Source organism: Actinoplanes hulinensis, assembly GCF_019429605.1.
Lineage (GTDB): Bacteria > Actinomycetota > Actinomycetes > Mycobacteriales > Micromonosporaceae > Actinoplanes > Actinoplanes campanulatus.
Window position 1 is genome coordinate 257,939 of sequence record NZ_JAHXZI010000007.1, and the last position, 23,401, is coordinate 281,339.

20 protein-coding genes are annotated in these 23,401 nt (G+C 72.6%); 5 read left to right on the plus strand and 15 right to left on the minus strand.

Annotated elements, in window-relative coordinates; translation table 11 throughout:
- Positions 1-90: 90 nt before the first annotated feature.
- The 3 genes from KZ829_RS15455 to KZ829_RS15465 form a co-directional block, all read right to left on the minus strand.
- Positions 91-858: an SDR family oxidoreductase gene (locus tag KZ829_RS15455; protein ID WP_220144584.1), complete on the minus strand. Its 768-nt coding sequence runs from the start codon at positions 856-858 to the stop codon at positions 91-93.
- A 47-nt stretch (positions 859-905) separates the two neighbouring features.
- Positions 906-1,535: a hypothetical protein gene (locus KZ829_RS15460; protein WP_220144585.1), complete on the minus strand. Its 630-nt coding sequence runs from the start codon at positions 1,533-1,535 to the stop codon at positions 906-908.
- A 142-nt stretch (positions 1,536-1,677) separates the two neighbouring features.
- Complete coding sequence (locus tag KZ829_RS15465) at positions 1,678-3,981, minus strand: tetratricopeptide repeat protein (protein ID WP_220144586.1); 2,304 nt, start codon at positions 3,979-3,981, stop codon at positions 1,678-1,680.
- Positions 3,982-4,112: 131 nt separating this feature from the next.
- Between KZ829_RS15465 and KZ829_RS15470 the strand changes: the two genes are divergently transcribed.
- Positions 4,113-5,297 carry a cytochrome P450 gene (locus KZ829_RS15470; protein WP_220144587.1) on the plus strand — a complete coding sequence of 395 codons (1,185 nt, stop codon included), beginning with the start codon at positions 4,113-4,115 and terminating at the stop codon, positions 5,295-5,297.
- Positions 5,298-5,524: 227 nt separating this feature from the next.
- On the opposite strand, the gene KZ829_RS15475 is transcribed toward KZ829_RS15470, so the two are convergent.
- Together KZ829_RS15475 and KZ829_RS15480 are read right to left on the minus strand one after the other, a co-directional pair.
- Positions 5,525-5,947: a hypothetical protein gene (locus KZ829_RS15475; protein ID WP_220144588.1), complete on the minus strand. Its 423-nt coding sequence runs from the start codon at positions 5,945-5,947 to the stop codon at positions 5,525-5,527.
- 222 nt (positions 5,948-6,169) lie between these two features.
- Entirely contained in the window at positions 6,170-6,379 is a 210-nt protein-coding gene (locus KZ829_RS15480) for a hypothetical protein (RefSeq protein ID WP_220144589.1), read from the minus strand.
- A 44-nt stretch (positions 6,380-6,423) separates the two neighbouring features.
- Between KZ829_RS15480 and KZ829_RS15485 the strand changes: the two genes are divergently transcribed.
- Positions 6,424-7,365, plus strand: coding sequence for a hypothetical protein (locus KZ829_RS15485; RefSeq protein WP_220144590.1), 942 nt, complete (start codon positions 6,424-6,426; stop codon positions 7,363-7,365).
- A 40-nt stretch (positions 7,366-7,405) separates the two neighbouring features.
- Complete coding sequence (locus tag KZ829_RS15490; RefSeq protein ID WP_246635650.1) at positions 7,406-8,734, plus strand: PQQ-dependent sugar dehydrogenase; 1,329 nt, start codon at positions 7,406-7,408, stop codon at positions 8,732-8,734.
- A gap of 184 nt (positions 8,735-8,918) precedes the next feature.
- Here KZ829_RS15490 and KZ829_RS15495 read toward each other — a convergent pair whose 3' ends face one another.
- Both KZ829_RS15495 and KZ829_RS15500 read right to left on the minus strand, forming a co-directional pair.
- Positions 8,919-9,071, minus strand: coding sequence for a hypothetical protein (locus KZ829_RS15495; protein WP_220144592.1), 153 nt, complete (start codon positions 9,069-9,071; stop codon positions 8,919-8,921).
- Complete coding sequence (locus KZ829_RS15500) at positions 9,068-9,250, minus strand: hypothetical protein (protein WP_220144593.1); 183 nt, start codon at positions 9,248-9,250, stop codon at positions 9,068-9,070. Before KZ829_RS15500 ends, KZ829_RS15495 begins: the two co-directional genes overlap by 4 nt.
- A gap of 214 nt (positions 9,251-9,464) precedes the next feature.
- Here KZ829_RS15500 and KZ829_RS15505 point away from each other — a divergent pair, with 214 nt between their 5' ends.
- Positions 9,465-10,679, plus strand: a complete 1,215-nt coding sequence (locus KZ829_RS15505) for a multidrug effflux MFS transporter (protein WP_220144594.1) — start codon at positions 9,465-9,467, stop codon at positions 10,677-10,679.
- Positions 10,680-10,728: 49 nt separating this feature from the next.
- Positions 10,729-11,700, plus strand: a complete 972-nt coding sequence (locus KZ829_RS15510; protein ID WP_220144595.1) for an NAD-dependent epimerase/dehydratase family protein — start codon at positions 10,729-10,731, stop codon at positions 11,698-11,700.
- Here the strand turns inward: KZ829_RS15510 and KZ829_RS15515 are convergent.
- The 8 genes from KZ829_RS15515 to KZ829_RS15550 form a co-directional block, all read right to left on the minus strand.
- A complete protein-coding gene (locus KZ829_RS15515; RefSeq protein ID WP_220144596.1) occupies positions 11,679-12,062 on the minus strand; it encodes a DUF6188 family protein in 384 nt (127 codons plus the stop codon). The two genes, KZ829_RS15510 and KZ829_RS15515, sit on opposite strands and share 22 nt — an antisense overlap.
- Before the next feature lie 106 nt (positions 12,063-12,168).
- Positions 12,169-13,620, minus strand: a complete 1,452-nt coding sequence (locus KZ829_RS15520) for a DUF6519 domain-containing protein (protein WP_220144597.1) — start codon at positions 13,618-13,620, stop codon at positions 12,169-12,171.
- A gap of 14 nt (positions 13,621-13,634) precedes the next feature.
- Positions 13,635-15,686: a hypothetical protein gene (locus KZ829_RS15525; RefSeq protein WP_220144598.1), complete on the minus strand. Its 2,052-nt coding sequence runs from the start codon at positions 15,684-15,686 to the stop codon at positions 13,635-13,637.
- Positions 15,683-18,826: a putative baseplate assembly protein gene (locus KZ829_RS15530; protein WP_220144599.1), complete on the minus strand. Its 3,144-nt coding sequence runs from the start codon at positions 18,824-18,826 to the stop codon at positions 15,683-15,685. The genes KZ829_RS15525 and KZ829_RS15530 overlap by 4 nt, the downstream gene beginning before the upstream one ends.
- A gap of 1 nt (position 18,827) precedes the next feature.
- Complete coding sequence (locus tag KZ829_RS15535) at positions 18,828-21,368, minus strand: putative baseplate assembly protein (protein WP_220144600.1); 2,541 nt, start codon at positions 21,366-21,368, stop codon at positions 18,828-18,830.
- Complete coding sequence (locus KZ829_RS15540) at positions 21,365-21,727, minus strand: GPW/gp25 family protein (RefSeq protein ID WP_220144601.1); 363 nt, start codon at positions 21,725-21,727, stop codon at positions 21,365-21,367. Before KZ829_RS15540 ends, KZ829_RS15535 begins: the two co-directional genes overlap by 4 nt.
- On the minus strand, positions 21,727-22,248 hold the full coding sequence (locus tag KZ829_RS15545; protein ID WP_220144602.1) for a phage baseplate assembly protein V: 522 nt from the start codon (positions 22,246-22,248) through the stop codon (positions 21,727-21,729). The genes KZ829_RS15540 and KZ829_RS15545 overlap by 1 nt, the downstream gene beginning before the upstream one ends.
- A 12-nt stretch (positions 22,249-22,260) precedes the next feature.
- A complete protein-coding gene (locus tag KZ829_RS15550; RefSeq protein ID WP_220144603.1) occupies positions 22,261-23,400 on the minus strand; it encodes a hypothetical protein in 1,140 nt (379 codons plus the stop codon).
- Position 23,401: the final 1 nt, after the last annotated feature.

Below are 23,401 nucleotides of genomic sequence, written 5' to 3' on the forward strand. Positions count from 1 at the left end.
GGTTCATCGGAGCGAGGTCCGGAACCGGCCCGTGCTGAAGTGCCGTCCGGATCCCGTACTTCAGACCGATCCGTCCACGCCCACCGAGTGTCAGGCGAAGCCGCCGTTGCTGAGCAGCAACTGGCCGTTGATCCACTGGCCCTCGGGTGAGCAGAGGAAGGCGACCAGGTTGGCGGTGTCCCGCGGGGTGCCGAGGCGGCCGAGCGGCGTCTGCCGCAGCAGCAGATCGCGGCCCTCGCCGGACATCCAGCCGGTGTCGATCGGACCGGGGTTGATCACGTTGCAGCTGATCCCGAGGTGCGCCAGCTCGTGGGCGGCGGCCTGGGTGATCCGGTCGAGGGCGCCCTTGCTCGCCCCGTACGGCAGGTTCCCGACCGTATGATCACTGGTCAGCGCGATGACACGGCCGTCTCCGTGGCGGCCGCGGTACCGCTGACCGTGCTCCCGGATCAGCAGCCAGCTGGCCCGGGTGTTGACGGCGAAATGCCGGTCGAAGCTCTCGACCGTGGTGTCGAGCAGACCGGAGTCGACCGACTCGCAGTGGCACATCACCAGGGCGGTGACCGGCCCGAGGCGGCGCTCGGCCTCGTCGTAGACCGCCGCGGGCGCCGCCGGGTCGGCGAGATCGGCCTCGATGGCGGCGACGGCCGCGCCGTACCCGATGAGGGTTTTGGTGATCGTCTCGGTGGCGCCTTGCTCCACGCCCCAGGTCATCCGGTCGTCGTAGGGCGTCCAGTAGGTGAAAGCGATGTTCCACCCGGTGGCGGCCAGGCGGGCGGCGATGCCGGCGCCGATCCCGACGGTACGGCCGACCCCGGTGACAAGTGCCGTCGGCCGGGTCTGCTCAGGATTCGTCACGGGCGGATCCTCCACAACCGGCCCGAACCGCGCAAACGGTTTCCCGGTCAGTCCACGTAGGGCAGGCACAGTCCTTCGGGGTACCGCCAGAGGTTCATGCTCGCTTGCGCGTCGGCCGCCGTGTAGAGGGCCGCGTTCTTCTTGTCGACGTCGGCGCCGGCCTTGTCCAGCAGCGCGATCACCGCCTTGCGCGCCGCGATCTGGTCGGCGAGGGCGGCCCGCACATCCTTGTCGGTGGTCAGGCCCCGGGCCTTGGCCACGGCCCGCACATTGGCCTGATAGCCGCTACGCAATGCGGCCACGGCGGCGGTGACCTCGGCCGGGGTGGCGTCGTCGCCGACCGCCATCGGGCCGTTGGCCGCAGCGACCTCGTAGAGGCGGTCCTCGGCCTTCCCGGTCGCGTCACAGGCCGCATTCGGGTCGCTCTTCGGGTCCGCCGTGGCCGGCTTGGGCGACGGGCTGCGCTTCGAAGCCGACGGGGACGCCGACGCCTTCCTGGACTTCGACGTCATCGGCTCGGGCGAGGACACCGACGGGGACGGCGGCGTCGAGGTGACCGGGGCCGCGACCGCGATCTCCGAGGTGCCCGGCGACACCAGGACCGGCTCCGCGGTCTCACCGCAGGCGGCGGTCAGCAGGCACGCGCCGAGCGCCAGGACGGCGAGGGTGCTTCTCATGCGGATTCCTCAAGATCAATCAACCGGGCGGCGCGACTATACCGGTAGGTCGCATCGGCGGCCATGAACCTCACCGCGTCAGAACGCAGGGCGAGGTTTCCCAGCCGGAGACATGTCCACCGGTCCGATCACGACGGGGATCCTAGAGCGGGCGGTCCAGGGCGGCGCGGACGGTGTCGAGGCGTTCGGCCAGGTCGGGGGCCCGGTCCCGCAGCGAGTCGGTCAGGGCGGTACGTGTCTCCAGCAGCTGCCCCCACAGCACGTTCCGGCCCATCTCCAGCAACTGGGCCGCCTCGCCGGGCGGCCCCGCGTGCACGGCGCACGCCGCCGCGTCGGCGCCGAGCCCGGACCAGTCGGCCAGCAGGAGTTCCTGGCTGGCCCGGTTGATGCCGCGCCCGGCCTGGAGCGGGATGAGCTCCACCGCGGCGGCGTACCCGGCCCGGGCGGACGGCCAGTGCTCCCGGCCCGCCGCCGCGGCGCCCCAGGCGCGGGCCGCCGCGATGCGGTTGCGTGGCGGCCCGGAAGCGGTCTCGACGGCGTCCCGCCACACGTCGACGGCGCTGTCCACCTTCTCCTGCGCCTGGAGCACGCGGCCGAGGAGGTAGAGGTAGCCGGCCCGGTTGGGATTGCCGGGCGGGCAGGCGTCGATGGCGAGCCTGGCGAAACCGGCGGCCTCGTCCAGGTCCGCCTCGCCGTCGGTCGCGCGCCACCGTTCGTGGAGGGTCAGGCTCAGCTCGCCGAGCGCGTACAGGCGGGTGGGCAGGTCGGTGCCGGTCAGTGCGACGGCGGTCCGGGCGGCTTCGACGGCGTCGTCCAGATCGGCCGGCTGTTCGGTGTCCTGGTACCGGGTTCGCAGGACGCGGGCGAGGCCGAAGAAGTAGGCCTGCCGGTCGGGGTCGGCCGGGTTGACCGTTTCGGCGGCGGCGCGGCCGTTCCGGACAGCCTCGTCGATGTCGGCCCGGTCGGCGACGGCGTCGAACCGGTCCAGCAGCGCCAGTGCGAGGTTCGAGAGGCAGAGCGGCCGGTGCGGATGCCCGTCCGGCAGCGGGGCCAGCGCGGCACGGCCGATCTCGACCGCCTCGTTCAGGTCGGCGAGCTCACCTCGCTGGATGGCACGGGACCGCAGCGCGCTGAGCAGGTTCACGGCGCAGAGGACCCGCTCCGGCTCGTCGTCCGGCAGGTTCTCGAGGGCGGATCGGCCGGTGGCCACCGCCTCGTCGAGATCGGCGACCCGGCCGGTGTGTTCGAACCTGTGCCGCAGGGACTGGCTCAGCACCGTCAGATGTGCCCCGTACTCCCGGTCTCCGGGCCGGAGTGCGGCACCTGCCGCCCGCGCGAGCCGGACCGATTCCTCCAGGTCAGTGGGGTCTCCCGCGGTCAGGAAACGCATGCGCAGGGTGATCGCGAGGCCGCGGAGCCCGGCCGGGCGGTCCGGTGCCATCTCGACGGAGACGCGGTGAACGGCGATCGCCTCGGCCAGGTCCGCGGCCACGCCGCCGACGGTGTACCGGTAGGTCAGCGAGGTGCCGAGACGCGACAGAAAAGCGGCGCGATCCAGGTGATCCCCCGGTTCGGGCACCGGCGCGGCACGAAACGCCGCGAGCGCCTCGTCGATGTCGGCGCGATCCCCGGTGATCTCGGCGCGCCGGACGGCGATCGCCTCGTCCAGATCGGAGCGCCGACCGGCTTCGTCGTATCTGCTGTAAAGGGCCTCGGCCAGGGTGCCGGCATGGCGGAACCGGCCGGGATCGCCGGATGCCGTGGTCTGCCACCGGGCACGACTGACGTCGATGATCCTGTCCAGGTCCTCGGCGCGATGGTGCAGGTCGTAACGCCTGGTAATGGCGTGTTCGAGGGTTTCCCGGAACGCGTCGGCACCGGACTCGGCGAAGCTGCCGGTACGCAGCGCCGCCACCGCGGCCTGCACCGCCAGGTCGAGGTCGCCGGGCGCCCCGGCCCGGTCGAACCGCATGACATATCCGCTGGCCAGGTTCTTCAGATGCACGCCACGATGCGGATCGTCGGGCGCGACGGCGGCGAGGCCCTGCTCCAGCATTTCGATCGCGGTGTCGAGGTGGGCCGGGTCGGCGTCGGCAGCGAGGTCGGCGAGGACGCGGGCACCGGCATACGGCCAGCGCGCCCGGTCCGGATTTCGGAGCTCGGGCGGGATCAGCTCGGGGAACGTGTCGCGAATCTCGGTGAACAGGGCGCGCGCGATGTCGAGATCCCGCGGATCGGGCATCGCCTGCCAGCGAGTCCAGTGCAGCCAGGCCAGCGTCTCCACGACCTCCACCGGCACCGACTCGGCGTGGCTGAGGCAGAACTCGTGCAGTTCGGCGAGGTCGGCGCTGGCCCGTGGCTCGAACAGGCCCAGCCGGTCGCCGTCGTCGAGACAGGCACGGATCCGCCGGCGAAGGCTCTCGACGAGGCGCTGCGAATCCGTCATCCCGCCATCGTGGCGGCCGGCCATGACAACTGGTAGCCCACTGCGCCGCGCCGCGTACCCCCGAAATGGTCTGAGAAGGATCCGCGCCAGCGCCGTCGCCGCACTGGCCCGCCCGCGCCATGATGGGCGGCATGGATTTCCAGAGCGCGCTTACCTCACTCTTCTCCGCCGAGGGACGTCAGGATCCGTATCCCGCCTATGACGTGCTCCGCGGCCATGCGCCGGTCTTCCAGGCGATCGACGATCGCTGGTTCGTCACCACCCACGAGCTGACCAGCCGGATCCTGCGGGATCCCGGCATGCGGGTGTCCGACGCCGGCGACTACGACGTGTTCTGGCCGGACTGGCGGGAGAACCGGGGCGTGGCCGCGATCGTGCGATCCATGTTGCAGAACAATCCGCCGGATCACACCCGGGTGCGCCGGGCGGCGGCGTCCACGTTCACCGCCCGCCGGGTCGCCGCGATGCGTGACGTGATCACCCGCCAGGCCGGAGAGCTGATCGAGGCGATGCCGGGCGAGACCGACTTCATGACGGCGTTCGCCTACCCGCTGCCGATCGGCGTGATCTGTGCGCTGCTCGGCGTTCCGGACACCGACATGCCGTGGTTCCGGCGGCAGGCCGCCGGCCTGACCGTGGTGCTGGAGCCGATCAGCACCGAGGAGGAGATGCGGGCCGCCGACGCCGCCGCCCGCGAGTTGGAGGACTACTTCATCGGTCTGATCGCCGAACGGCAGCGCCACCCGCGGGAGGATCTGACCAGCGCGCTCGCCGCCGCCGGATCCGGCCTGACCGGGAGTGAGCTGCTGGCCAACCTGGTGCTGCTGCTGGTCGCCGGCTTCGAGACCACCACCAACCTGCTCGGCACCGGCCTGCGGATCCTGTTGGACCATCCCGATCTGGCCGCCCGGTTGCGCTCCGATCCGGGCCTCGCGCCCGCGTTCGTCGAGGAGATGCTCCGGTACGACTCCCCGGTGCAGTTGGCGTCCCGGTTCACCTCGACGGCGGTGGAGCTGGACGGCCGGAAGCTGGAGGCCGGCTCGGCGCTGACGCTGCTGCTCGGCTCCGCCAACCGCGACCCGGCCCGCTATCCCGACCCGCACCGGTTCGACCCCGACCGGCCCAACGTCCAGCCGGTCTCCTTCGGCGGTGGCGCCCACTACTGCCTTGGCGCCCCACTGGCCCGTCTGGAGGCGCAGGTGGCGTTTCCGCTGCTCCTGGCCACGCTCCCCGGCCTGGCGCTGGCCGGCGTCCCGGAACACCGCGACCGCCTGGTTCTGCGCGGCTACGCCACTCTCCCGGTCACCACGGGATGATCCGCCAGGCCGGATGGTCTGGCGGATCACGGGCACGAGGGCTGCCTCAGCCGGCGGCGGGAGAGGTCAGGATGGGGCGCCGAACCGCAACTCGATCAGGCCCAGGGCGGAGGCGATGCCGAGGGCCAGGACCAGCAATGCGAGCAGCAGGAGAAGCAGGGCCGCGCCGAACACCAGGAGACGCATCGGTCCAGGTTCGCACCACTGTGGCTGTTTCGCGAAATTGGCTAGGCCTCGGCCTGGTACTCCTCGACCTTCTCCAGCGGCCAGCCGATGAACTCGGCGATCTCCTCCGGGTCACCGGTCAGGACCCAGTCCTCGATGGTGGCGGCCAGGCCCTCGGGCAGGCCGGGTGTCTCCACGTACTCCGTCTCCTCGTCCTCGAGGATCTGGTCGAGGTGGATCCAGGTGCCCTCCGGATCGAGCTCGGTGCCGGCCGCAGCGTACCCGGCCAGGCCGTCGGTGCCGGCCGCGAGGATCTCGTTGGTACGCCAGTCGATGATGTCCCAGGAGTCCTCGCCGATCTGGCCGCCGGTGATGACGCGGCGGCCCTGCTCCTCGTACTCCTCGACGCGCTGCATGGTCTTGGAGACGGCAGCGAAGTTGGCTTCGAGAACGTTCTCGATGTGCGTCTTGAGCAGGTCACTCATTTTCCAGCCCCGATGATCATGATGGTTACGCCTTCGAAGCATACGGTCCGTCACGCCCGTACCGGAGAATGGTCGAGATCGCGGCGTCGAGATCCGCGTCGTCCCCGGCCCGCTCGTATCGCAACCACAGCGCGTACCCCGGATTCGACAGGCCAACACGGTTGCCGGGACTTCCGGTAGGGAAGGCCCCGGCCGCGGACCGGAGCACGCTTATCGCCTCGGTCAGCGCCCCCGGGTCGTCTTCCTCCTCCACGTGCCGGACCAGGCGCTCGCCGATGGTGAGCAGCTGGAGGGGACGTCGTGTGCCATCGCCCGGAGCAGCTCGTCCAGCCGGGCGGCCGCGGCGGCGGCCGTGCCGTCGAGGACCGGCGCGGGATCACCGGCACGGGCCGCCTCCACGCGCGCCCGCAGCGCGGCGGTCAGCTGTGCCATCTCCTCATCGATGTCCGGATGCCAACGCTCGATAGGGTGGCGCGATGCGCGTACTCCTGAGGGTTCTGGCCTCGGTCGTCACGGTGCTCGCGCTGATCGGCGCGGTGCGGCTGGTCGTTTCGGCGACAGACCCTTCAGGGGTACGGCGTCAGCTCGCCTTTCTGCGCGCGGAACTGGAGGGCGGCGCGGACGCCGACGCGCAGGCACTGTTTCCGGAGGGCTACTACTTTCTCAACGTCCTGTACGGGCTGACCTGGGTGGACCTGGGCCACCGGGGGGTGGAGCCGGAGCGGGCGGCGGACGAAGCGGCCTGGGCCCTGGCGCGGGTGGAGTCGCCGGCCGGGCGGGCGCCGTTCGAGGCGGGCGCGGTCCCGGCGTACGGGGTCTTCTACGCAGGCTGGACGGTGGACGGCTCGCGCGGCACCTCGCAGGCGCTCATCCAGCGGTTCCTGGTGGACGTGGACCCGGTGTTCGCCCGTGAGCAGTACCTGCGGTTTCGGGAGGAGTTCCTGGCCCGGCCGCTCGGGATCACCCCGGCGATCCGGGAGTATCCGCACGGTGTGAACGGCGCCGGGGACGTCGACTCAGGGCCGCTGCTCCTGGGGGTCAGCCTGTCCACGACGGTGGTCGCGCTCGGGGCCGCCCGCAGCCAGGGCGACGACCCGCTGGCCGAGGCGCTCGCCGGGTTCGGGGAGTTCGCCGGGATCCCGTTCTCCACACCGGGCACGAAACGGTACGCGCTGGGCCTCGTACCGATCGGTGACGCCTTTCTCGCCTGGTCGAAGACGGCCCGCCCGTGGACCGTCGAGACACCCGCCGCCCCGGACCCGGCCGTGTCCTGGTGGTGGCGGCTGCCCCTGCTGACGCTGCTGTTCCTGATCGGGGCGGCGCCCTGGTCGCCGGTCCGGCGAAGGATCGGGATGGCGTTGTGGTCGCCGGTCCGGCACACAGCACGCCGACTTGCGGCGCGGCGGGCGAATGGGTAGCAATGCTGCGATGAGGACGATCACGCGTGGTGTCGTGGGCATGAGCCTGTTGGTCGGGCTGGCGGGATGCTCGTCGGAGGAGCCGGTCGCGCCGATCCGGCCGACGGTGCCGCCGCCGTCGTCGGCCGTGGCGCGGGTGCCGGACCTGGCGGCCACCGACGTGCGGGTCCTCGACGGGGCCGGAACGGCGCCGTTCGACGGGAAACGGCGGGTGCAGGCGCCGCCCGGCTGGACGGTCAGCGTGTGGGCGCGGATCCCCAGCGCACGGCTGCTCGCGTGGGCACCGGACCGGCGGCTGCTGGTGTCGCGGCCGAAGTTCGGGGACGTCGTCGCGCTCGTGCCGGGCAACGGGGCGCCGCGACAGGAGACGCTGCTCAGTGGGCTCAATCAGCCGCACGGGCTGGCGTTCAACGGAGACACGCTCTATGTGGCCGAAAGCGACCAGGTCAACGCGTACACGTACCGGAATGGAAAGGTCTCGGATGAGCGGGTCGTGGTCGGCGGGTTGCCCGACGACAAGAGCCCGGAGCTGCGTGGCGCCTACTCGCACGCGCTCAAGAGCGTGGCGATCGGCAAGGACGGGACGATCTACATCTCGGTCGGGTCGACCGGCAACATCTCGGAGGAGGACCGGGACGCCTCGCCGGAGCGGGCGACGATCCTGAAGGCGCCGGCCGCCGGTGGTGAGCCGACGGTGTTCGCGCGGGGTGTCCGCAACGGGACCGGGCTGGCCGTCGACCCGGGCGGGGCGGTGTGGACGGCGGTCAATCACCGCGACAACATCGAGTTCCCGTACGACCGGGACTACGACGGCGACGGCCGTGGCGACCGCGGCGAGGTGATGCAGTCGTATGTCAACGACCACCCGATGGAGCAGCTGGCCCGGCTGACCGAGGGCCGTGAGCTGGGCTGGCCGTACTGCAACTCGGAACCCGACCTGTCGCCCGGCGACCCGGAGTCGGCGCTGAGCTACACCGGGCGGCCGTTCGTGCGGGACCTCCAGACCAATCCGGACGGCGCGAAGCTGGACTGCTCGAAGCTGGCGCCCGTCGAGCAGGGCATGGGCGCGCACTCGGCGCCGCTCGGCCTGAGTTTCGCCGTCTCGCCGGGCCTGGCCGGGTCGTACGGGCCGGGCGCGCTGGTCGGCATCCACGGCTCGTGGAACCGCAACCCGCCCCGGCCGCCGGAGGTGTCCTTCTTCGCCTGGCGCAACGGGACGCTCGGCCCGCAGCAGACCCTGCTGACCGGCTTCCAGAACGAGGACGGCTCCCGGTGGGGCCGCCCGGTGATGGCGGTTCAGGGCCCGGACGGCGCCCTCTACGTCAGCGACGACCACGCGGGCGCCGTCTACCGGGTCACCGCCCCCTGACGTCGATACCGGCCGGCTCGTCAAGAAGGCGGCGCAGTTCGGCCTCGGTGCCGATGGCGGGCCGGTGTTCGGGGTGGTCGGCGTACTCCTGGATGACCCGGGCCAGGAAGGTGCTGTCGATCTTCCAGGTGGACAGGCTCCGAGCCCCGAGCAGGACCTGGAAACCCGATGAACACCGTGGTGCTCAGACGGCGACACAGGCGGCGGCCAACAGGATCTCGACGAGGACGACAGCCCGGGCGAGGAACGCCGAATTCAGCACGGCCACATCGTCATGGGATGCGATCCACAGGTGATTCGCGGCTATTTCACAGCGCCAGAACAGCGCCGTGGTCATGAGCGCGGAAAATGAGGATCGAAATCCGCGTCCTCGAATTCTCGGTCGTCGTCGGCGTCGTCGAAATCAAAGTCGAAGTCGAAGCCCACCTGCGGGTCAGCACGCCTGTCCGGGCTGGCCGGAGCGGGTCGACGGAGGCGGGTCATGAAACCTATGGCGTTGCGGACGGCGGTAGACATGAAACCCTCCGAAGAAGAGAATCCCGGCTGTTGCGAGAAACGTTAGGAATCCCGGTCAGGCGCTGTCAAGAATCGACGGGCGGGCACGCGATATTGCTATCGACCGCACAGTTTCCGCATAGAACGTACGGCCGATCACAGCGCCCCCGCGGCGGATTGGGCAGACTTCACCCTGTCCGGTGGCGCGGTGCCGCCGGGCAGGAGGGAAACCGTCTTGTCCACCCCGCCCCGGCGCCCCGCCCTGGTCGCGTTGATCCTGGTCATGGGGGTCGGCCCGTTCGCCACCGACACCTACATCGCGGCGCTGCCGGAGCTGCGGCGCACCCTGGAGACCAGCGCCACGGTGGCGCAGCTGACGCTGACCGCGTTCATCGTCGGCCTGGCGGCGGGGCAGTTCCTGATCGGGCCGCTGAGTGACTCGTACGGTCGCCGCCGCCTGCTCATCGGGTGCAGCGTGCTGTTCGCGGTGCTGTCGGTGGTGTGCGGGCTGAGCCCGACCGGGGCGGTGCTGGTGGCCGCCCGGCTGTTGCAGGGCTTCGTGGCCGGCGGCGGCGTGGCACTGGGCCGCGCGGTGGTCACCGACACCTACCGCGGGGACCGGGCGGCGGCCGCCTTCGGCGCGATCTCGTCGGTCACCTTCTTCGGGCCGGTGGTGGCGCCGGCGATCGGTGGCGTGATCCTGGCGCACGGCACCTGGCGGACCGTCTTCGCGGCCCTCACCGTGCTGGGCGCGGCGATGGCCGTGGCGGTGACACTGGGCATCGCCGAGACCCTGCCACCGCCGCAGCGGCATCCAACCGGCCTGCGGGCGCTCGGCGTCCGGATGGCCGACCTGGCCCGGGACTGGTCGTTCATGCGGCACGTCACGCTGCAATGCCTGGCCGCGGCGGGCTTCTTCACCTACATCGGCGGCTCGGCGTTCGTGCTGCGCTCGGTGTACGACCTGAGCCCCACCCAGTACACGATCGTCTTCGCGTCGAACGCCGCCGGGATGGCTCTGTTCAGCCTGCTCTTCCGGGCGCTCGTGGCGCGGGCCGGCGCGGTCCGGCTGCGGGCGGTCGGCATCACCGTGTCGACGCTCGGCGCGGCCGGCCTGCCCGCGGTGGCGCTCGCCGGGCCGGAGGCGGTTCCGCTGGCCGTGCCGTGGGCGCTGCTGTGCGCCGTCGTCGCCGGGATGGGCTTCTCGATTCCGGCGAGCACCGCGCTGGCGCAGGAGGCCGGGCGGCGGGCGGCCGGCACCGCGTCGGCGCTCCAGGGCGGCCTCACCTTCCTGACCGCCGCCCTGGTGACGCCGCTGACCGGCGTGTTCGGCCACGACACGCTGACGCCGATGGCGATCGCCATGAGCGGCTTCTTCGCGGCCGCTTTCGTCCTGATGTGCGTGCTGGCGAAAACCCGTCGCCCGGCATCGGCCATCCCGGTGGGCTGATCTCTTACCCTTCTTCGGTACGCCGGACGCGCACCGCCGAGGAGGTCGAGTGTCCGTAGTCTTCATCACCGGCGCCAACGGGTTCATCGCACGCGCGCTGGCGGCCCGGCTCCGTGCCCGCGGCGACACGGTCACCGGCGTGGATCTGCGCGCCGACGAGGCCGCCGGGGTGGCCGCCGGGGACATCGGCGAGGAGGGCGCCTGGCAGGAAGCCGCCGCCGGGGCGGATCTGGTCATCCACACCGCAGCCGTGGTCTCCAACGCGGTCGGCCTGGACGGGCAGTGGCGGGTCAACGTCGCCGGGACCCGCCACGCCCTGGACGCCGCGGTCCGCGCCGGAGCGAGCCGGTTCGTCCAGTTCTCGTCGATCCGGGCGTTCTCCGACCTGGGCTTCCCGGACGGCGTGAGCGAGGACCATCCGGTCCGGACGGACGGCAACCCGTACGTGGACACCAAGATCGCCGGCGAGCAGGTGGCGTTGCAGGCGCACGCCGAGGGCCGGGTCGCGGTGACCATCGTGCGGCCCGGTGACGTCTACGGGCCGGGCTCACGTCCGTGGACGGTCCTGCCGGTCGAGCTGATCCGCAAGAACCGGTTCCTGCTGCCGGCGGGCGGCCACGGGATCTTCAGCCCGGTCTACATCGACGACCTGATCGACGGGGTACTGCTCGCCGCCGAGAAGCCCGAGGCCACCGGACAGATCTTCACCCTGACCGGCGGCGCCGGGGTGCCGTGCCGGGAGTTCTTCGGCCACTACTACCGAATGCTCGGCAAGCGTGGCCCGGTCGTGGCGCCCACCCCGGTGGCGGTCGCCGTGGCCGGAATCATGGGCGCCGCCATCCGGCTGGTCAGCGGCCCGACCGAGGTGAACGCGATCTCGATGCGCTACTTCACCCGGACCGGCACCTACTCCATCGAGAAGGCCCGGCGGCTTCTCGGCTACCGGCCCCGGGTGGATCTCGCCGAGGGGATGGCGCGAACCGGGCGGTGGCTACGTGATCAGGGCCTCCTGCCGGCCTGATCCCAGACGGCCAGTTCCCCGTTGGCCAGGCACACGATGAGACGGCCGTCCGCCCCGGCGATCGCCCACGACTCAGTCTCCGCGTCGGCGTCGACCACCAGCCGCGCCCCGCTGCCGAAGCTGATCAGCAACTCTCCACCGGCCCCGGTGCGGGCGTCCCGGACCACGTCACCGAGCAGCGTCACGAGAGTGTCCACCGAGTCGTCGCCGGGCCGGATGCCGTGACCGTCGAGGTGCGCGACGCCCTCGAACAGCACCTCGTCGCCGCCGGTGAACCGCAAGGAGACGGCGTCCCCGAGCAGGACACTGGTGAGCCGCTGCCCGGTCAGCGCCGCCAGTTGTGGGGAAGACATGACCGCCATGGCGAGAACGTAGCGGGCACTTCCATAAGAGAACCTTAACGACCACTAGACAGATTGGTGATCGTGATCTACGGCCACGCCGGGTGAACACCCGCGCACGATGGCGTCACCGGCTGTCTCCCGTGGTCCGGCGGGTGCGGCGTTTGGCGGCCGGCCGGGCGGCCTTGGTGGCGCCCTCCTCCGCGGCCGGCCGCACCGCACGGGCCAGCGGGTCGAAGAGCAGGCGCAGGTCGGTCTGCTCGCCGGGGCCGGTGACCCACGCCAGCGGGGCGTGCGCGACGGTGCCGCCGGACGGTTCGGCCAGCAGAGGGCGGCCGGCCCGGTCGCGGGGCCACTCGACGTCGCCGGTGGCGGTCCGGGCCGGGATCAACCAGGAATCGCCGGTGGCGTAGGCGAAGTCACCGGCCGCGAAATACACCTCGACGCCGTCCTCCAGCGTCAGCCAGCGGCCCTCCTCCACCCGGATCACACCCTCCGGGGTGCCGGCGGTGTGGTCCCAGCGCCGCAGGTAGGGCCGCAACTCGGGACGGCGGCCCACACCGGCGGCGGGTTCGGCGGACAGGCGCACCCGGCCGGCCGGCAGGTCCACCTCCTCGACCCGCAGCAGCGGCAGCGGCTCGTGGCGGCTGGTGTAGGCGGTGTCCACCACCTCCACCCACTCCCCCGCGCTGAGCTGCACCTTGTCCACGGTGTCGAGTTCCACCCAGGCGCCGTCGACGTCGTGCACGGCGAACACCACCGAGCCGTTCTCCCGCGACCACTTGAACGTCGCCCCGGCGGCCGGGCCGGCGTCGTGGATCTCCACCCGGTACAGCTGGTTCTCACGCCCACGGAACCGGGCCTCCGGCCGGATCAGGCACGGATCGTCGGTCGTGTCCTCGGGGCGGCGGGCACGGGCGGCCAGGCGCGGCTCGTCGTCACGGCTCGCCCAGTCGGCCAGCGCCGCCCGTACCGTGCCGGGGTCGGGGTCTCCGGAGAGGCCGAGCTCCGCCTCAGGCACCGTGTGCACCTGCCAGACCACCCGGATCCGCGCCGCGGTGTCCGGCATCGCCGGACCCAGCGCGACCTCGCGCAACGAGGGCTCCTCGACGGCGGTCACGGCCCGTTCCCACACCTTCAGATACACGAGGTACGGGTAAGCGCCCGGCAGCCGGTCGCCGGTGCGTTCCTGGTCGCGGAAGCCGTCGGGCTGGGTGAACCAGGTCCACGGCCGCGGGTCCTCCGGCTCCCGCGGGGCGCCCTCGTCGGGCACCGCGATGGCGGGAACCGGGCGGGTGGCGTCGATGAGGACACCATCGACGTAGTAGCGGCCCTCGCCGATGGTCAGGTCGTCGAGGGCGCCGCCCTCGCCGGGCACGTGGGTGATGGCGAATCCGGCGTCGTCGCGGGGCCCGCCGTCCGGCCCGATCAGGTCGGCGACGACGGTGCGGAGCCGGTGGTTCTGGATGGCGGCCTGCTCGTTGAGGTCGGCGTCCAACTGGACCCGGCCCTGCTGGGCGAGCACCATCGAGTAGTTCCGGCCGGCACGGAAAGTGTCGCGGGACAGATCTGCGTGCATGTGCGGGTTCCCCTTCAACTGACGAAGCTGATGGCGGCACGGGTGCCGGCGGGCGTGTACTCGGCGAGCCGCGCACGCAGGTTGTCCTCGCGTTGCGGCTGGTAGAGGTCGTGGAAGACGCCCATCTCGGAGCCGTCCTCGGCGCCACGGGCGATCTCGGCGGGGCAGCGCGTGGCGAGCCGCCCGTAGTCGGGTGCGCCGTGTTCCAGACTGTCGAACAGTGGCCAGACCCGGGTGGCCGCGTCCGGTCCGGCCAGGTCGGGCTGGCAGCGGAACCGGCGCGGTGTCCGCGAGCCGGGCGGCACGTAGCAGAACCGCAGGGTGCCCCGCTGGCGGCGGGCGACGTTCACGATCCCGGTGAAGATGCTGTCCGCGGCGGTTTCGACAGCGTGCACGCGCGCCTCGCCGACGACGGTCACCCGCTCGGCGTGCAGGACGGCGTGCGCGTGCCGGCCGTCCGGGGCGCCCAGCGCGGGCCGGTCGTGGCCGGTCGCGTCCAGGATGCTGTCGCGCAGGTGGATCGGGGCCGGGTCAGTGCCGACCTCGTCGGCGAGCACCACGATCGGGCCGAGAACGCTGCGCTCGATGTGGACCGCCGTGGTGGCGCGTTCCAGGAACAGGCTCGGCTCCTCGCCGTCCGGGACGAGGGTGCAGTGCCGCAGGGTGAGCGCCGCCAGCGGCCCGCCGGCCCGGATGCCGCGCCCGGCGATCACCAGCCCGTCCAGGGTCATCGACGACTCGCGGCAGTCCTCGCCGGCCTCGATGACGAGGGCGTCAGGTTGGTCGCTGGACCAGTCGAGCAGCCGCAGCACCGGGCGGGCACCGTCGGCGGCGCGCAACGTGAGCCGCTGCCCGTCGTCCAGTTGGAAGGCGAGTTCCTCCTGGTAGGCACCGCTATCGGTGATCTCGATCACGGCGTCCGCGGGGCGGTCGGCGCGCCACTCGCGGTGGGCGTCGGCGATCCGCCGGTACGGGTGACCGGGCCCCACCCGATAGACGTGCCCGGGGGTGGACAGGTCCCGCGGATACTCACCGCCGCCCAGGTCGTCGCTGAACGCGTAGTGGTAGGTGACCCGTACCCCCTCGTCGAGGTCGGCGCGCGGGCTGAACGCGATCCGGCCCAGCTCGGGGTCGACGGCCACCCGATCGCGGCGCGGCTCGTAGCGCCAGCCGCTCAGGTCGGCGACCACGATGTCGGACACCGGTACGAGCCGGTCGCCGCGCCGAATCGCCACCGACTTGCCGGGCCCGTAGAAGTCGGCGAGGCGGTCAGCGAACAGGCGCCGCCGCAGCCGGGCGGGCACGTTGTCGACGGTGGCGAGGTGGGTGGTGGACGGCTCCGGCTCGGGTTTGGTGACCAGGGCGGTGTCGGCGCCGAGGACGTCGAAGGTGAACAGGTCGCGGGCGCCCTCGACACGGTAGGCCGGGGCGTCGGTGACCGGGTACGCCTTCTGCCGCCACACGTACAGCTCCACCCCGGGGCGGCGGACGTCGAAGGTACGGGCGGCCGTCTGGAACGCGGTGCCGGTCAGGTCCAGGGTGCTGCCGTCACGCAGGTCGGCGAGGCGGCCGCGGGACGCGCGTACGGTGTCGGTCCGGGCCGTGGCAGCGCCGTAGAGCCGCACCGGCTGGGTGTGCGCCAGCAGGCGGGACGTCTCCACGGCACGGGCCGGCCAGCCGGCGGCCGACTCGGCGAGTTCCTCCAGCAGCGACAGGGTGCCCTTGCGACGGCGGTATCCGACCGTGTTCGCGACGTCGCGCCGTGGGGCGAGCGCCTCGGCCAGGCGGCGGATCGACTCCGCGGCCGGGCCGCCGTCGCGCAGCCCCTCGCTGAGGATCCGCTGGTAGCCGGCGAGCGGCCGGTAGCCGACCAGGTCACCGATCAGGGGCAGGGCCCGGGCGTCGGCGGTCTCGACGAACCAGTCCTCGTACTGGCGGGCGGTCGCGTCGCGTACCCGGTCGATCTGTTCCTCGATGGCCGCGAGCAGGCCGCGCAGATGGTCGCCGGCCTCCTCGTCGGCGAGCAGCCAGCGCGGCAGCAGTCCCGCAAGTTCATCGGTGGTCATGCGATCTCCGTCAAAGTCAGATTGCCGGCCGCGAGGACGGCGAACTGCGCCGGCCGGATGCCGCGGAAGGTGGTCACCGTGCTTCCGGCCGGAAGCGGCCGGACGCTGGTGATGCCGGGGTTGAGCCGGGCCAGTTCGGTCAGCGGGATGCCGGCCGCCACGGCGACCGACGTGACGGTCTGCCCGTCCTGGGCGGTGACCCGGTGGACCTGCTCGGTGTAGCTGGCGGGCCGGGCCGGCACGACCGGGAGCGGTTGCTCAGGCCCGTCGACGGGGGCAAAGACGGCCACGTCCATGTAGTCGACGCCAGGCGTGCGGTCGGCCACCGCCAAGACGTCGCTCAGGTATGCGTCGCGAGCCAGATCCCGGCCGGAATAGCCGAGCCGGGCCAGCAGCGCCCGCTCCAGCCGTGGCGCGACGATCTCGAAGGAGTGCCCGGGCGACACCTTCACCCCGGCGACCAGCCGCAACGCGACCAGGTCACGCACGTCGACCCGGACCGGCAGGCGGGGGTCACCGTGGGCGGCCAGCGCCGCCCGCAACGCGGGCACCAGGTCAGAGCCCTCATCGAGGGGTACGTCGTCGACCGCGGCCACCGTCACGTGCACGACCCGCCGGCGGCCGTCGAACATCTCCCACGCGGCCGCCCGCCCGATCCCCACCCGGGACCGGGTGAAGTCGGCGTAGTCCCGCGCCGACACCAGCCGGTCCAGGGTGGACACCGCGAGCGGGATCCGCCGGCGGGCCAGTCCCGGCCCGTCCGGGTCGGCGCCGCCACTGGCCGGAACCGGGTTGGTGACGCCGATGACGCCGAGCGGCCGGGTCACCGGCTGGGTGATCCGACCCGCCGGCAGGTTGCCCTCCGGCCCGGCCCCGAACCGGTGGCGGGCGCGAACGTTCTCCTGCCCGGTGGGCAGCCGGGCACCATGCGCCCCGTCGCCGAAGGTGACCGTGGTCCGGCCGTCCGGCGTGTTCCCGAGCACGTAGACCCGCTCCGCCGGGCCGCGCCCGTCCAGGCTGTCGACCGGCTGCCAGAGCAAGCCGTCGACCCGGATCTCCAGGGCCGGGCGTGCGCCGGACGGGTCTTCGGACGGCAGCCAGGTGAGCGGCTCCTGCCACAGGGTGAAACTCTGGTGCACGGCGGTGGCGTCGCCGCTGCCGAGCGGGTCGTCGCGGGTCTCGCCGTGGCTGGCCGGCACCACGTTGCCGAGAATCCGCACGGTGTCCCGCGGATAGCGGTGCGCCAAGGCGTCGGCCAGCACGATCGTGGTGTTCGCGGGCCCGTGCTCGACCGCGGCGATCGTGGCGAGTTCGGTGTGCGCGCCGGTGACCGCCAGGATCCGGCCGGGGCGCAGGCCGTCCTGGCGGTCGGCCAACTCGATCCGGTCGCCGTGCACGTCCTCGGCGAGCGGCTGCCCGGCCGGGGTCAGCGGCTCGCCGCCCGCGTAGACCGTGGTGTCGCGGATCTGGGAGAGCAGCACGTCGCGTTCGTCGAGCCAGTCGTCGTCCAGGGTGAGCTGGGTGCCGCGGCCGGTGATGCCGAACATCGCGAAGGTGGCGGGGCGGGCCTCGGCGACCCGGGTGACGATCGTGGGCCGGCCCGCCCGTTCGACGACGATCGGGCTGCCCACGGTGATCGCCTGGTGGACCGCGTTCAGGGACAGGACCGCGCGGCGGCTCTGGTCCGGAACCGTCGCCACCACGATCTCCAGCGAGGCGGGCTGGGTGGCGGGGGCATGCCGGACGGTGACCACCTGGCCGTCCACGGTGATCGGCCGGGTGTCGCCGGGGCTCAGCTCGAACGACTGCCCGTCCACGGTGACGGCGACCCGGCGCTCCGCGGTGGGCGTAGCGACGGTCAGCTCGTGTGTGGGCAGGCCGGCCCGCAGACTGACGGTCACCGCCGTGGCGGTTCCGGTCACGGCGACCTGGCCGGGGCCGAGGTCAAAGGTGGTCTCGCCGATCGGCAGGTTCTCGCTGTGCTGGACGGTGCCCTCCGGCTGGGCGTGGATGAACTCGGCCCGTACGGCGGCGCGCCCGGCCGTGTCGAAGACGATCCGGGTGGTGGTCAGCGTGGCGCCGGGCAGCGGCCAGTCGGTCAGGTTGATCACCCGGCCCTGCTGGTCGCGTACCGGTTGCAGGGGTGCCGTGGCGCCGAACGGGGTGGCGACGACCCGCAGCGCGAACAGGCCGGTCAGGGCGGTCGAGGCCAGCGCGGACACGGAGGTGTCGACGTCGACTCCACCCAGGCCGAGGGCGCGGTCGGCGAGGTCGGCCAGGACCGCGGCGAGGCGGTCGAACCAGTCGGCGGCGTCCTGGCGGGGACCGGCCAGCGCGGCCGCCTCGGTGAGCCGCTGGATCGGCCCGGCCAGGCGTTCCGCGTACCCCTCGGGGGTGTTGATCTGATCGAGATCGGCCTCCAGCGGCGCCAGCACGAACCGGTCCACGTCGGCCACGAGCGGGGCGCTGGGGCGCGGCTCGGCGAGACGGCGGCGCAACTCGGCGATCAGCTCGGGCAGGCTGGGTGGCGGCGAGCCGGGCAGGCTGATCGCGGTGACGTCGCGTTCGCGGTCGGCGCGCAGGCGGGCGACCGGGATCAACCGCCGGTCGTCGCCGAACTCGAACAGCAGCCGGTCCCCCACCACGAGCAGCGTGTTCGTGCCCGCGACCAGGATCTCCGCGCGCCGGGTGAGGTCGTCGGCGGTCAGCGGATCGGGGCGCTGCCGCCGGACCGCCAGCTCGTTCCAGGCGGCGCGGGCCAGCAGGTCGGCATCGGTCTCGAAGGTCTGCGGCTGCTCCCCGGCGGACGCGGGCACGCTACGGCTTCGTGAGCCGCGGGGAATCAGCACGCCAGCGGGCTGGGAGCGGGCATCCAGCCGGTACGCGAGATGAGTGTCCGCCGCGAGCCCCGGCCGCGGCCGGTAGTCGACGAGCCTGCCCAGCAGCCCGAGCGAGCGCCGGTCCCGGGCGGTCCGCAGGTAGCCCTCGGCCGCGATCCGGTCGCCGTGGAAGGTGAGCAGGTCGGCGACCACGGCGGCGGCGTCGAGCAGGGCGATCGCCGGGTCGTCGGTGGTGCGCACGGTGAGCCGGCGCAGCGCCGGGTGGTCCAGCATGTCGCTGAGGAACGTGCCGTGGTCCATGTCAGTCGCCTTCCTCGGTCAGAACCGTCTCCAGGCGGCCGTTCTCCGGTCGGTCCGGATCGTTGTCGCAGCGGGCGACCTCCAGCGGGCCGAGGCGCAGCAGCCCGGCCGCGAGTTCCCCGGCGTCCGGTGCGGACAGCCGCCGGAGCCGGGTCACCCGGGCGGTGCGCACCCCGGGAACCGACGCGGCCAGTGCGGTCAGCCGGCTCACCCGGACCGGGTCGCCGAAGGTCAGCGCGTCCGGCCGGAACGCCGCGAGCAGCTTGCGGTGCAGGTCGGCGAGGATGCGGCCGTGCTGGTGGCCGGGCGCCGCACACACCTCGACGACGATGTCCAGCGGGACCGGGCGGGCGGGTGTGACGACCAGGTCGTGGCCGATCCGCCGGTACGCCTCCAGCCGGTCCGCCACCTCGTCCAGCAGTCGTTGGGAGGGGTCGGCGGAGCCACGGGCGTCGATAGCGACGTGTGCCTCGGCGGTGCCGCCGGTCCAGCGGATCTCGGCGGCCGCCCGCTGCACGCCGGGCAGCGCGGAGGCCAGTTCGGCGTAGTCGGCCGCGGTGATCGCCCGCCGCTTCTTGCGGCGCAGGTCGAGCGGGGCGAGGCGGCGGACCCGGTCGACCGGTTCCGGGTCGGCGCCGCCGACAGCGGGCAACGGATTGCGTACGCCGGTGACCGCCGGTATTCCGCCATCGTCACGGCAGGTCACCAGGTGGGTGATCGCCTCGGCGCCGACGTTGCCGGCGGTGCCGCCGCCGATCCGGTAGCCGATCTCCGTACCGGGTGGGGGTGTGGTGTTGAAGCGCAACCGGAGGCGGCCGTCGTCGGTGAGCTCGCCGACGACGTGCCGGTCGCGGGGGCCGCTGTCCAGCAGGTCGCGGCGCGGCTTCCAGTCGCCGCGCAGGGCGGGCAGGGCCTGAGCGGGGTCGCCGGCCAGGGCGCTGATCGGACCGGCCAGGACCGGGTCGCCGGGGCGCAGGCCGTCGGCGTACCGGTCGCCCCAGGTCTGGGCGATCTCCTCGGCGACGTGGTCACCGAGGATCGTGCCGGCGCGGGCCCGGGCGGCGAGCACGTCCAGGCGGCGGCGCTTGGCGGCCAGCAGCCGGTCCGCACGGTGCAGCAGGTGACGCAGCGTGCGCACCGGTTCCTCGCGCAGGGCGGTGCGCACACCGTAGGACAGGTCGAACAGGACGGTCAGTTCGTCGACCTCGGTGTCGGAGAGCCCGGTGCGGTCGCCGGCGCTGCGCCACAGTGCGGTCAGCCGCTCCCGGGCCCGGTCCGGGATTCCGGCGAGGTGGGCGGCCTGGCCGGCGCAGACGTGGGCGGGCAGCGGGTACGGGACGGCCTGCGTCACCCACCGTGGTCCCGAAGTGGTGACCGGCACGGTACGGCCGTGATCGGCGAGGATCGCATTCCCGCGTGCCACACTCTCGTCGAGGTCCAGTCCGTGGGTGAGCGCGTCCTCGTCTGCCCAGGTCACCTCCACGATCGTCTGGCCGGAGAGCCGGTCGGTGCCCGGGGTGGCGGAGAGCAGGCGGACCGCCTGCCGATGGCCACGGGTCTCCTCGAGGACCAGCACGTCGCCGGGCCGCAGCCGCAGACAGCGGTCGTCGTCGCGCAGCGTCGCCGCGGTGGCGCCGGCCGGCAGTGACGGCTGGTCGCCCTCCCACGTCCAGAACCGGATGGCGTTGTGCTCCGGCCACAGTCGCGCCGGCCGCCGGTCGAGCGGTTCGAAGATCAAGGCGTTCTCGTCTTCGATGACGCTTCCCCGGTGCCCGCCGGCCGCCGCGAACCGGTACTCGCCCGGCCGCAGGGTGACCGGCTCGGCGACGTCCACCACGACGACCACCCGGGCGTTCGCGCCGTCGTGCATCGGGTAGTCGATCAGCCTGGTGTGGCGGCGGACCGACACCCGGTGGCGGGCGGTGTCCAGGTACGCCTCGGTGGCGACCGCGTCCTGCTGGTACGAGATCTGGTCAGCGGTGTAGGCGAGCAACTCGACCAGGGCGACGCCGAGGTCGACCGGCCCGCGTTCCACCCACGCCGGAATGGTCAGGGCCATCCGGTCCAGCAGCAGCCGCCGTATGGTGTCGTAGTCCCGGGCGGTGTAGTCGATCACCGGCGCGGGCGGGCTCATCGGCTCCGGCTCCGGCGGCTCGAACGGCGCCGGGCACTGCGGCCGGAACCGGAACGTGGCGCTGAGGTAACGCTGGTCGAAACCCGGGTACGGGGTGTCGCCCGGCCGCCCGTACAGGTCCGGCTCGACGATCGACAGCCGGTAGCGGGACGTGTCGCCGGCCCGGTCCACGGTGACGTGCAGCCGGTCGTCGAGTTCCGGGTCGTCGGCGTGTTCCACCTCGACGGCGACCGCGGTGACGCCGGTGATACGGCGGCCACCGTCGATGCGTACGTTGCCGGGTTCGAGATCGTCCGGGGCCCGCCCGAGGAAGGTGACGGAGAGCCGCAGCCCGTCGTCGCTGACCTCGACCTCGTCGACCCCGTTGTGGCCGGCCGCCCGGATCGCCGCGCGCCTCCGGTCGCTCATGATCTCCCCTCGAAGACGTCTTTACGCTCGTTGCCGGTACGCCGGACGGTGTAGGTCAACTCGACCCGGACGACGCCGCGCGACACGGTCATGTCCAGCGCCCGCACCTCGATCAGGTCACCGAGCCACCGCTGGAGGGCAGCCCGGACGGTCAGCTCCAGGGCCGCGACCAACTCCGGGGCGGTCGGGGCGAACACCAGGTCGAGCAGCCCGCAGCCGAAGTCGGGCCGCATCACCCGCTCCCCCGGGCTGGTGAACAGCAGCTGCTCGATCAGGTCACGGGCGTGCTCGTCGAGGGTCGCGGTGGCGGTCCGGCCACGGACCCCGATCCGGAACGGGACAGCGATGTCGGTGCGCATCAGGTCCTCCCCGGAAAGATCTGTCCGTTGACGTCGACCCGGCCGCCGGAGACCGTGAGCACGCCGCCGGCACCGTCCTCGATACGGACGCCGCCGCCGTCGATCCGTACCGACGCGCCACCGGCCTGCAACAGGATCCCGCCACCGGCGGTGTCGAAGACGACCACCTTGTGGCCGGCCCGGGTCTGGATCACGACCGGCTGGGTGGGCGGTTCCGCTTCCTGGGCGGTACGGGCGTCCGGCGGCAGTTCGCCCGCCTCGCCGTACCAGGTGCCGGACCAGATGGGGTGGCTCGGATCGCCCTGCTCGAACTCGATCCACACCCCGGCGCCGACCGCGGGCAGGTTGAAGTGCCCGGCCTGCTCGCCGGTGAACGGCAGGCACGGCATCGCCCACGTGGACCACTCCCGGCCCAGCACGTCGGGCACCTCGGCCCGCAGCCGGGCGATGTGCCGGGGGTCGGCGTTGTCGACCACCCGGCCCCGGTACTTGCCGAGGAAACGGTTGTTCGGTTCCGGCATGTCCAAAGCTCCTTAGGGCCGCACGGTGTCGCCGCGCGCCACCATTCCCTCGCGGGAGATCGTGAAGTTCTGCAGGTACTGCCCCGGCCGCAGAGTGTGTGTGACCGAGGTGACGAAGTAGTCGCCGTCGTACGCGACCCCCGCGCCGCGTACGCCGACCAGCTCACGGGGACGCAGCACGAAGCCGTACCGGGTGACGTCCAGCGACCCGGATCCGGCGATGGCGTCCGCCGAGGTGGCGGCGCGGGCCAGCAGCTCGGCCTGCGCCTCGGCGGTGCTGAGTTTGGCGGTGGTGCGCACGCTGGGCCGTTTCAGCGCCTCGGTCGGGTCGCGGCCCAGCGGCGGGCGCAGCGGGTCGATCGTCGGCTGGCCCAGCTGGATGATCTCCCGGGTGGCCGGAGTCTGCACCAGCACGGTCGGCTCCTCGCGGGCCAGCCCGTCGTAGGCGAAGGTCAGCTGGTCGACCGTGGAGTTGGCGTCCATGTTGACCGACAGCGCGTGCTGGCGGACGCCGGCGCGGATCTGCGGCCCCCAGTAGGCGGTCGACCGGCCCGCCTCCGGCCCCGGCTCCAGATAGAACGTGTAGCCGTTGGCGCGCGCCAGCCGGTTGAGATAGTGCAGGTCGGTGCCGCTCTGGTAGTCGATCCGCTCGGCCGCGTCCGGCGGCTGCGGCACCTGCTCGGTGATCACCCGCGGCGTGATCCCGTAGTTCGCGTAGCGGCGCAAAATGAGCTCGGCCCGCTGCGACGGCGCCAGGTTGGGGAAGCCTTCCGCACGCTCCTCCAGGTCCATGACCAGCGTCAGGTCCTCACCGGTGACGGTCAGCGTGGACTGGCCGGGCCGATTGCTGGCGCCCACCTCCTGCCGGGTGATCAGCCCATCGAAGATCACCGTCGTGACCCCGCGCAGCGTGGTGCTCATGACCACCCGCGTCTTCGGATGGAAGAACCGCTCCGGCAGGTAGCGCCGGGCGATCGGCCCGTTCTTGGTGAGGTCGAAGGCCAACTGGAAGCCACTGCGCTCGCCCGCGGTCGCGGTGATCTGCGCCGACAGCAGCGCGTCACCGATCTCCGGCGGCACCGGCCGGGGCAGGTCGCGGCCCATGCTGAGGTCGAGGTGCAGCGGTCCGCGCCCGAAAGGTTCGTCTGACAAG

Coding starts and splice junctions, on each gene's coding strand:
- KZ829_RS15460 (WP_220144585.1), bottom strand. CDS start 1,535: ATGAGAAGCACCCTCGCCGTCCTGGCGCTCGGCGCGTGCCTGCTGACC.
- KZ829_RS15465 (WP_220144586.1), bottom strand. CDS start 3,981: ATGACGGATTCGCAGCGCCTCGTCGAGAGCCTTCGCCGGCGGATCCGT.
- KZ829_RS15470 (WP_220144587.1), top strand. CDS start 4,113: ATGGATTTCCAGAGCGCGCTTACCTCACTCTTCTCCGCCGAGGGACGT.
- KZ829_RS15475 (WP_220144588.1), bottom strand. CDS start 5,947: ATGAGTGACCTGCTCAAGACGCACATCGAGAACGTTCTCGAAGCCAAC.
- KZ829_RS15480 (WP_220144589.1), bottom strand. CDS start 6,379: ATGGCACAGCTGACCGCCGCGCTGCGGGCGCGCGTGGAGGCGGCCCGT.
- KZ829_RS15485 (WP_220144590.1), top strand. CDS start 6,424: ATGCGCGTACTCCTGAGGGTTCTGGCCTCGGTCGTCACGGTGCTCGCG.
- KZ829_RS15490 (WP_246635650.1), top strand. CDS start 7,406: ATGAGCCTGTTGGTCGGGCTGGCGGGATGCTCGTCGGAGGAGCCGGTC.
- KZ829_RS15495 (WP_220144592.1), bottom strand. CDS start 9,071: ATGACCACGGCGCTGTTCTGGCGCTGTGAAATAGCCGCGAATCACCTG.
- KZ829_RS15500 (WP_220144593.1), bottom strand. CDS start 9,250: ATGTCTACCGCCGTCCGCAACGCCATAGGTTTCATGACCCGCCTCCGT.
- KZ829_RS15515 (WP_220144596.1), bottom strand. CDS start 12,062: ATGGCGGTCATGTCTTCCCCACAACTGGCGGCGCTGACCGGGCAGCGG.
- KZ829_RS15520 (WP_220144597.1), bottom strand. CDS start 13,620: ATGCACGCAGATCTGTCCCGCGACACTTTCCGTGCCGGCCGGAACTAC.
- KZ829_RS15525 (WP_220144598.1), bottom strand. CDS start 15,686: ATGACCACCGATGAACTTGCGGGACTGCTGCCGCGCTGGCTGCTCGCC.
- KZ829_RS15530 (WP_220144599.1), bottom strand. CDS start 18,826: ATGGACCACGGCACGTTCCTCAGCGACATGCTGGACCACCCGGCGCTG.
- KZ829_RS15535 (WP_220144600.1), bottom strand. CDS start 21,368: ATGAGCGACCGGAGGCGCGCGGCGATCCGGGCGGCCGGCCACAACGGG.
- KZ829_RS15540 (WP_220144601.1), bottom strand. CDS start 21,727: ATGCGCACCGACATCGCTGTCCCGTTCCGGATCGGGGTCCGTGGCCGG.
- KZ829_RS15545 (WP_220144602.1), bottom strand. CDS start 22,248: ATGCCGGAACCGAACAACCGTTTCCTCGGCAAGTACCGGGGCCGGGTG.